We start from the raw sequence: 8,356 nt of genomic DNA on the forward strand, positions 1-8,356 counted from the left end.
CAGCAATCGTTGCATCATCGCAATTTTCCCAATGCATGGACCACAATCTGGACCGCACTAGTCGCGGGAATCTGAAATAATTGCGCGTCGACAGTAACCCCGTCCGGAAAAATGAAGGGGGAATGAAACGATATCCCTTTGCCGCCCAATGTAAACCGAAATTCGGCGCCGCGCCCGTCGCCTTGCCGGTTGCGGCCGAATGAAGCATGTTATGCCGCATTGAATGTGACGTGTGCATACTCCCGATCGTTCGAGCCGACCGGAGATCACGACATGAGATCCGCTGTCTTGTCCGTGTTTTTGCTATTCGCGCTGGTTGAATTTGCGAGTACTGCAGCGAGCGTCGAGCGAGGGCTGAGCAACGGCCCGTCTGCCGACCCGCCTTCCGCGTCATCCGATACCAGGGTAGCTCAGCAGAGCGCCAATCCGGAGCCGGGAGAGCTAATTCGCGATTGCGACAATTGTCCCGAGCTTGTGATCGTGCCGCCGGGCGAGTTCGTGATGGGATCGAATGACACGCCCTATGAGAAGCCTGAGCACCAGATCAGCATTCGCAAGCCCTTCGCCATTGGCCGCCGCGAGGTGACGTTCGCGGAATGGGATCAGTGCGCGGATATTGGTGCGTGCAAGGTGCGCCCCGAGGATCACGGCTGGGGACGTGGCGACCGGCCGGTTATCAATGTCAGCTGGGAGGACGCCAAGCTGTTCGTTGCCTGGCTGTCGCAGAGAACCGGACAAAAATACCGTCTGCCCAGTGAGGCGGAATGGGAATATGCCGCGCGTGCGGGAACCAGAACGCCGTTCTGGTGGGGCAAGGACATCGGCACTGGTCATGCGCAGTGCGACGGCTGTGGCAGTCCGATCAAGCAGCAGGTCGTGCCAGCGGGCTCGTTCCGGCCAAACGGCTTTGGGCTCTATGACACATCGGGTAATGCTGCGGAATGGGTCGAGGACTGCTGGAACGACTCCTATCGCAATGCGCCGAAGGATGCCTCGGCCTGGACGTCGGGCGACTGCCGCCTGCGGGTGCTGCGCGGGGGCAACTTCCTCAGCAAGGGCAGTGACGTCAGATCGTCGGCGAGGTTTCGCTACGACGTTGACGTCCGCTATTACGCCAACGGCTTTCGTGTCGTGCGGGAGTTGCAGTAGTCATGGCGCTCGCGGGAATGATGCGCTCGATGGTTGCGGTACTACTCTTGTTGGCTGCGGCTAGTCCCGCCGCTTGGGCGCAATCCTACTCCACCAGTGGGCACATCGGTTATCTCCACGAGTGGGAGATTGCGGGAAGTCTCGCGAAAGCGGCAACGCGCCCGGCCGCGGACTATTCGGGAACGGTCACGCTGCGGCATGTCGGCCTGTGCAGCGTCAATGGCGTCGAGCAGAAGCAGGCACGCGTCCAGGTAAAAGTTTCGTCCGGACGGCTGGAAGGCATGTTGATCATGGACGACGATGAATGCCGTATCGTCGCATCCGGATCATCAGGCTCGGGGCTACTGACGTGTCGCAACGGACAAGGCGTTCCGATCGATCTCCTGATTGGCAACGCGGTCGCGACCGAGACGTCCGACCGCGCCATTCCCACCCCTTGAACGGGTCGCGCGACGACTGTCCGTAAGAGACGTGGTGATCGACCGCGCATTGAGACCCGAGCGCGCCTTCTGATCACGCGCGACGTTCGAAGGCCGAGATACGGAAGCGCTGTTTCAGCGGCGCATGTCGATCGCGCGCACATGTCCTGGTTCAGTCGCGAGTTCCAACGCATTCGAGTACCGCTCGCTGGGGCGATGCGAATGCAAGAGCGCTCTGCTTCATCATGCGTGACTCCGCGCACAGAGTTCGGTGCCGACGAGGCCTATGTCAAATCATCGAACGGCAATCACGCGGTTCGACTTCACCCAAAGGGAAAACACTATGTTTCGCTCCATCCTCCTCGTCTCGGCGGCCGTGCTCTCGCTCGCGTCTTCGGCCTATGCCGGCAACTCGTCCTCGATCGTGCAGAACGGCAACAACAACGGTGCCGAGACCTTCCAGCGCGGTCGCGACAACGACAGCCAGGTCGTTCAGTTCGGTAACGGCAACGGCGCCGCTGTCCACCAGGTCGGCCGCAACAACAACGCCGGTATCGGCCAGAACGGTGACGGCAACTGGGCCGGTGTGTTTCAGCGCCGTCACTAAGCCGGTAGCTGAGCGATCCCACATCGCGCGGAAAGGAGTCGTGCCGGGCCGGTCCCTCACACTCCTTTCCGTCTCGCAAACCTCGAAAGGACCACATCCATGAGAAAGCTTCTGTTGATTGCCAGTGCCGCGCTGAGCCTGGTCTCCGCTCCGGCATTCGCCGGCGGCATCACCGCCTGCGTGCATGCGAGGACCCAGATCGGCAACGGCGCGAGTGACAGCGTCAGCCAGAACTGCCAGTACAACATGAACGGCCAGGTACAGGCCGGCAACGGAATGTCGGCGACCGCACGGCAGTCCGGGACGAGCAACAGTTCGAGCCAGCTGCAGCTCGGAAACGGCAACTTTGCCGGAACCAGCCAGCATGGCCGTGACAACAGCGCAGGCGCCATGCAGGTCGGCGATGGCAACCGCGTCAGGGTCCATCAATGGTGAGGCCGCTGGCCAATCGGGCCAGCGGTACGGCGATTGGGCGGGTTTCGGCCTCGCCCAACGCACACATCATCGTCAAGGAGGTACACATGAAGCCCATTCAACGACAGTCGGTTGTGCTTGCGGCAATGTTGATGGCTGCGCTGGCGAGCGCGTCCGCGCGGGCGGAGACGACGTCCGTGAACAACGGCAGCAATTCTGCCACGATCACCCAGAGCGGCGACCCATCCAAGACCGAGAAGCAGGTCAAAACGGCCCCCGGCTACACCAGCATCGAGCAACATAACGGCGGCAACTCGGCGACGATCATCCAGAGATCAAAACCTGGCGCCGGCGATCCGACCGACGCCGAGGGCGGCAAAAGCCCGGATGCGCAGGCAGCCCCCGGCGAAGCCGATGGCGATGCCGATCGCGATCCCCCGCCGACCGACGCAGACGTCTACCGGCAGATCCGCAAAGGCGCCTCGCCGCAATCGCAGCAGACGCTCGACAGGTTGATGAAAGCCCTGGGACTGCAAAACAAGATGTGACCCGCTTCGGCGGCCTTCCATGAACTGCGTCGTCGATCGCGCGAGTACATGGCCACTGGAACCTCGTCGCATGCACCACGTGCACGCGACGGTTCCAGCCATCAAAGAACGAGACGTGTCTTGAGGCGAGCCGCCTCGGCGGCCTTGAGTGTAGCGCGAATTCCGCAACAGGATACCGGTGCGCCTTTCGCGGCTCGCAAAGATTTCAAAAGATTTCAGATGCTGTCACTTGGCCGCAACAGCCAGTCCTCTCGTATCGGGTAATATGCGAACAGCTGGAAGCTTGATGCAATCCTCGGCAGGGGTGGGCAATGAATGGCGAGTCGGCCAAGCGGGCATGGCTTGGATATGCGGTCGGCGCGGCGGTCGTGTTGCTCGGCGGATCGGCCAGTGCACAAACCGGATTCGTCGATACGACCGGCTTCGGGTTTGTGCCGCTTAACGGACCGATCGCGCTGAACCAGGCGTTCGGCGACGGGCGGAACATTGCCGGCATCGTCCAACTGGCGCCGAATCCCACGGCAACCGTCAACCAGAACGGCTTTTACAGCCGCAGCGCAATCATCCAGGTCGACGGCACCAACACCGCGAACATTACCCAGGTCGGCGATTTCAGCCACGCTTACGTCATTCAGGTTGGACCGACTAACGCCTCCGCCGTCGCGCAGACGGGCAACAATACATCTGCGATCGTCATTCAACTCCCGGCGTCCACGATCACCGCGGCCGGAACGGGATACCTTGAGCGCATTGCGTCGAACCTGCTATTTGCACCGGAAACTGCAGCGGCGCTGCCGAGCATGGCCCAAATCAGCGCGCAAGGTTTCTCGCGCGACTTGTTGTCGCAGCTCGACACCGGCCGTGGCGAGGCCTGCGTCGATCAGCCTCTGCCCGTCAAGGCACCGTCGCTTCCCTGTCGAGCTTCAGTGTTCGTGCAAGCCAACTATCGGCATGGCGATCATGCGGACGCCTTCGGATCGACTAGATACAGCTATGATTCGGCCGGCGTCCTCGCCGGTGGCAAGTTTTACGTGACGCCGAACCTCACGATAGGACCGACATTCGGCTACACGCACATCGCCTCGGATCTCAAGCAAGGGCTGGGCTCGACGGATCTCGACTCTTTCCATCTCGGAGGCTTCCTGGCCTACGACACCAGCTCGCTGTTCGTTCATGCGATCGCGGCGTACGGCTGGAATCAGTTCGACGTCTCTCGTACCGGCTTTTTCGGACCGATCACGCCAAACACCGACGCGAATAGTTCGGTTGCCGCAATCAAGGCCGGTTACCTCTTCGATCTCGGCACCGTGCGGCTCGGTCCGATTGGCGGGTTCACCTACACGGACACCCACGTCAAGGGTTATTCCGAGGCCGGCGATCCATTCCTGACCCAGACGGTCGCAGATCAGTTTCTTCAGTCAGCGGTGGTTAGCGGTGGCGTGCGCGTACAACCGCAATTCGCCGTGTTCGGCCCAAGGACCGACGTCTTCTTTGACGTGACCGTAGAGAAGGACCTGCGCAATTCCATGCCCATCCTGCACACTGCGTTCACGCTCGCGCCGGACGTCCCGATCTTCACACCGGTACGTCCGATCCGGGATGCCTATGTCCGTATGTCTGGCGGCCTCGGGTATAACTTCGCGCCCAATGCGCGCTTCAATGTTGCAGCCGAGGGAATTGTCGCCAACAACGGCTCCAACAGTTTCGGGCTGAACGCCGGATTTCGATACGGCTTCTGAATCGCCGCATCTGAAATCTGAAGGCCCCCCGAACCCTTTCCCGGCCGGAGCGACTTTTCATTGCCGCATTGCGATCGGCGATTTTTGTTGCGTCTATCTGCTGGCAGGGCAGTGCAGCGGCGGGCAGCTTCAAGGCACCATGAGCCGTCCCAGGGTCAACTCATCGTTGGCCGCCAAATGTCATTGCGAGCATGAACAAAAACAAGGACGTCTCAAAGCGCGACAATTGACGAGAGATTGCACTTTTGGATTTCGTACAGCCAGACTAAGTTGACTATCCGATCATTTCGGCTGTGTGCAAATCCATTGCAATCTTGTCTCGCGCAACGGCGTAGCTGGCGGGCGCTGATGGATACGACAAGCAAGACGGTCAACCTTGCTCTACAAGGCGGCGGAGCACATGGCGCATTTGCCTGGGGCGTCTTGGATCGCCTCCTTGAGGACGATCGGATGTCCTTCGAGGGAATCTGCGCGACGAGCGCCGGCGCCATGAACGCCACGGTTATGGCGTATGGCTTGACAATCGGCGGGCGCGAGGGAGCAAAACGCAGTCTTGCGGATTTTTGGCGACGTATCAGTGAAGCTGCGGCGTGGGGGCCACTGCAGCCGTCCCCATTCGATCGCCTATTGCAGACAGGCTCGATCGAGAATTCTCCGGCGTTCATATTCTTCGATATGATGACGCGACTTCTGTCGCCTTATCAGTTCAATCCGTTGAACTACAACCCGCTGCGCGACGTGCTCGAGAAGACCATCGATTTTGAGCGGTTGCGCAGAGAGAACGTCGTCAAGCTGTTCCTTTGTGCGACGAATGTGCGCACCGGAAAAGTGAAGATCTTCGAGAATGATGAAGTGACGGTGGCGGCCGTTCTCGCTTCCGGGTGCCTTCCGCTCTTGTTCCAGGCTATCGAAATCGATGGCGAAGCTTATTGGGACGGCGGCTACATGGGAAATCCTGCAATATTCCCGCTCATTTATGACTGCCAATCCACGGACATCATAGTCATTCACATCAACCCGATCGTGCGTGAGGCGATTCCTCGCACGTCTGGCGACATACTAAATCGACTGAACGAAATCAGCTTCAATTCGTCGCTGATGCGCGAAATGCGGGCGATTGCGTTCGCCAACAAGCTCGTCAAAAGAGGTACGCTGGGTGACGAAATAAAGACGATGCTAATTCACGCGATCGAGGCAGAATCGTTCATGAAAGACCTTGGCGTCGCCTCCAAGTATAACGCGGACTGGGAGTTTCTCATTCATTTGCGCGACGTAGGACGTTCTTGCGCTGAGGCGTGGTTGGCGACGAAGTTTTGTCATGTCGGCGCGCGTTCGACCATCGATGTTCACGCGAGATACTTGTGAGCGCGACGAAGCCTCAGTTGTCTGCGCTCGGCGCCTTCTGATCACGCGCGACGTTCGAAGGCCGAGATACGGAAGCGCTGTTTCAGCGGCGCATGTCGATCGCGCGCACATGTCCTGGTTCAGTCGCGAGTTCCAACGCATTCGAGTACCGCTCGCTGGGGCGATGCGAATGCAAGAGCGCTCTGCTTCATCATGCGTGACTCCGCGCACAGAGTTCGGTGCCGACGAGGCCTATGTCAAATCATCGAACGGCAATCACGCGGTTCGACTTCACCCAAAGGGAAAACACTATGTTTCGCTCCATCCTCCTCGTCTCGGCGGCCGTGCTCTCGCTCGCGTCTTCGGCCTATGCCGGCAACTCGTCCTCGATCGTGCAGAACGGCAACAACAACGGTGCCGAGACCTTCCAGCGCGGTCGCGACAACGACAGCCAGGTCGTTCAGTTCGGTAACGGCAACGGCGCCGCTGTCCACCAGGTCGGCCGCAACAACAACGCCGGTATCGGCCAGAACGGTGACGGCAACTGGGCCGGTGTGTTTCAGCGCCGTCACTAAGCCGGTAGCTGAGCGATCCCACATCGCGCGGAAAGGAGTCGTGCCGGGCCGGTCCCTCACACTCCTTTCCGTCTCGCAAACCTCGAAAGGACCACATCCATGAGAAAGCTTCTGTTGATTGCCAGTGCCGCGCTGAGCCTGGTCTCCGCTCCGGCATTCGCCGGCGGCATCACCGCCTGCGTGCATGCGAGGACCCAGATCGGCAACGGCGCGAGTGACAGCGTCAGCCAGAACTGCCAGTACAACATGAACGGCCAGGTACAGGCCGGCAACGGAATGTCGGCGACCGCACGGCAGTCCGGGACGAGCAACAGTTCGAGCCAGCTGCAGCTCGGAAACGGCAACTTTGCCGGAACCAGCCAGCATGGCCGTGACAACAGCGCCGGCGCCATGCAGGTCGGCGATGGCAACCGCGTCAGGGTCCATCAATGGTGAGGCCGCTGGCCAATCGGGCCAGCGGTACGGCGATTGGGCGGGTTTCGGCCTCGCCCAACGCACACATCATCGTCAAGGAGGTACACATGAAGCCCATTCAACGACAGTCGGTTGTGCTTGCGGCAATGTTGATGGCTGCGCTGGCGAGCGCGTCCGCGCGGGCGGAGACGACGTCCGTGAACAACGGCAGCAATTCTGCCACGATCACCCAGAGCGGCGACCCATCCAAGACCGAGAAGCAGGTCAAAACGGCCCCCGGCTACACCAGCATCGAGCAACATAACGGCGGCAACTCGGCGACGATCATCCAGAGATCAAAACCTGGCGCCGGCGATCCGACCGACGCCGAGGGCGGCAAAAGCCCGGATGCGCAGGCAGCCCCCGGCGAAGCCGATGGCGATGCCGATCGCGATCCCCCGCCGACCGACGCAGACGTCTACCGGCAGATCCGCAAAGGCGCCTCGCCGCAATCGCAGCAGACGCTCGACAGGTTGATGAAAGCCCTGGGACTGCAAAACAAGATGTGACCGGTCTCGGTGCCAATGTCGCCGCCACCACCCCTCACTTCCCGCAGCCGTTCGACGGGACTATGCGCGCCATTCCGAGTCTTACGGCCAGGCAAAACGGAAGACATCAGATGCACAAGATGATTGTAGCCATGGTTCTGGCCTCAGCGTCCGCTCACAGCGCGGGTTCATTCGGACTGACGGTGGCCTCAGCCGGCGATCCGATCACCGGACCACAGTTCACAACCACGACCAAGCCAACAGGGACGCAGGATCCTGGGGCCAGCCCGGTTGTTCCGTCCAATCCGCAAACTCCATTAGAGAGGCACTGCACGACCCCGGGAGGCAAGACCTTTAAGTGGTCTTTCCCAAATGTGCCATTTGGAGTCGCGCGATGCACTTGAGACGGCGTGATGGCTACGACGGACATGCGCCTGCGCGAACATCGCTCCGGCAAACGCACGTTGGATGATCGCGGTGATTACCGCGTCTACGCCCTGACGAAAAATCAAGTATGATGGCAGCCGCGATGGCATGGCATCCACTCAGTGCGACTTGCCGAGCACGAATGCGAAAGGCAGCACGAAGATCTCGTCGCCGGCCTCATCGCTGACATGCAG

General features: G+C 60.5%; 10 protein-coding genes. All 10 read left to right on the forward strand.

The window, feature by feature from the left end:
* Positions 1-273: 273 nt before the first annotated feature.
* The 10 genes from Q3C01_RS44225 to Q3C01_RS44270 all read left to right on the forward strand — a co-directional run bounded on the left by Q3C01_RS44225 (position 274) and on the right by Q3C01_RS44270 (position 7,757).
* Entirely contained in the window at positions 274-1,149 is an 876-nt protein-coding gene (locus Q3C01_RS44225; protein WP_458151625.1) for a formylglycine-generating enzyme family protein, read from the forward strand.
* 2 nt (positions 1,150-1,151) lie between these two features.
* Positions 1,152-1,589 (forward strand): hypothetical protein, encoded by a 438-nt coding sequence (locus tag Q3C01_RS44230; RefSeq protein WP_458151626.1) that lies wholly within the window; start codon positions 1,152-1,154, stop codon positions 1,587-1,589.
* Positions 1,590-1,911: 322 nt separating this feature from the next.
* Positions 1,912-2,175 (forward strand): hypothetical protein, encoded by a 264-nt coding sequence (locus Q3C01_RS44235; RefSeq protein WP_458151627.1) that lies wholly within the window; start codon positions 1,912-1,914, stop codon positions 2,173-2,175.
* 99 nt (positions 2,176-2,274) lie between these two features.
* A complete protein-coding gene (locus Q3C01_RS44240) occupies positions 2,275-2,610 on the forward strand; it encodes a hypothetical protein (protein ID WP_458151628.1) in 336 nt (111 codons plus the stop codon).
* 86 nt (positions 2,611-2,696) lie between these two features.
* Entirely contained in the window at positions 2,697-3,137 is a 441-nt protein-coding gene (locus Q3C01_RS44245) for a hypothetical protein (protein WP_458151629.1), read from the forward strand.
* Positions 3,138-3,448: 311 nt separating this feature from the next.
* The gene (locus tag Q3C01_RS44250; RefSeq protein ID WP_458151630.1) at positions 3,449-4,876 is read left to right on the forward strand and encodes an autotransporter domain-containing protein; all 1,428 of its coding nucleotides are present in this window, start codon (positions 3,449-3,451) and stop codon (positions 4,874-4,876) included.
* Positions 4,877-5,224: 348 nt separating this feature from the next.
* Positions 5,225-6,241, forward strand: coding sequence for a patatin-like phospholipase family protein (locus tag Q3C01_RS44255; RefSeq protein WP_458151631.1), 1,017 nt, complete (start codon positions 5,225-5,227; stop codon positions 6,239-6,241).
* Positions 6,242-6,531: 290 nt separating this feature from the next.
* The gene (locus tag Q3C01_RS44260; protein WP_458151627.1) at positions 6,532-6,795 is read left to right on the forward strand and encodes a hypothetical protein; all 264 of its coding nucleotides are present in this window, start codon (positions 6,532-6,534) and stop codon (positions 6,793-6,795) included.
* 99 nt (positions 6,796-6,894) lie between these two features.
* On the forward strand, positions 6,895-7,230 hold the full coding sequence (locus tag Q3C01_RS44265; RefSeq protein ID WP_458151628.1) for a hypothetical protein: 336 nt from the start codon (positions 6,895-6,897) through the stop codon (positions 7,228-7,230).
* A gap of 86 nt (positions 7,231-7,316) precedes the next feature.
* Positions 7,317-7,757, forward strand: a complete 441-nt coding sequence (locus tag Q3C01_RS44270) for a hypothetical protein (RefSeq protein ID WP_458151629.1) — start codon at positions 7,317-7,319, stop codon at positions 7,755-7,757.
* The last annotated feature ends 599 nt before the right edge of the window (positions 7,758-8,356 follow it).

The organism is Bradyrhizobium sp. UFLA05-109 (genome assembly GCF_054185165.1).

Bases quoted from the DNA above. Each gene is read 5' to 3' on its own strand.
- Q3C01_RS44225 (WP_458151625.1), top strand. From the start codon at position 274: ATGAGATCCGCTGTCTTGTCCGTGTTTTTGCTATTCGCGCTGGTTGAA.
- Q3C01_RS44230 (WP_458151626.1), top strand. From the start codon at position 1,152: ATGGCGCTCGCGGGAATGATGCGCTCGATGGTTGCGGTACTACTCTTG.
- Q3C01_RS44235 (WP_458151627.1), top strand. From the start codon at position 1,912: ATGTTTCGCTCCATCCTCCTCGTCTCGGCGGCCGTGCTCTCGCTCGCG.
- Q3C01_RS44240 (WP_458151628.1), top strand. From the start codon at position 2,275: ATGAGAAAGCTTCTGTTGATTGCCAGTGCCGCGCTGAGCCTGGTCTCC.
- Q3C01_RS44245 (WP_458151629.1), top strand. From the start codon at position 2,697: ATGAAGCCCATTCAACGACAGTCGGTTGTGCTTGCGGCAATGTTGATG.
- Q3C01_RS44250 (WP_458151630.1), top strand. From the start codon at position 3,449: ATGAATGGCGAGTCGGCCAAGCGGGCATGGCTTGGATATGCGGTCGGC.
- Q3C01_RS44255 (WP_458151631.1), top strand. From the start codon at position 5,225: ATGGATACGACAAGCAAGACGGTCAACCTTGCTCTACAAGGCGGCGGA.
- Q3C01_RS44260 (WP_458151627.1), top strand. From the start codon at position 6,532: ATGTTTCGCTCCATCCTCCTCGTCTCGGCGGCCGTGCTCTCGCTCGCG.
- Q3C01_RS44265 (WP_458151628.1), top strand. From the start codon at position 6,895: ATGAGAAAGCTTCTGTTGATTGCCAGTGCCGCGCTGAGCCTGGTCTCC.
- Q3C01_RS44270 (WP_458151629.1), top strand. From the start codon at position 7,317: ATGAAGCCCATTCAACGACAGTCGGTTGTGCTTGCGGCAATGTTGATG.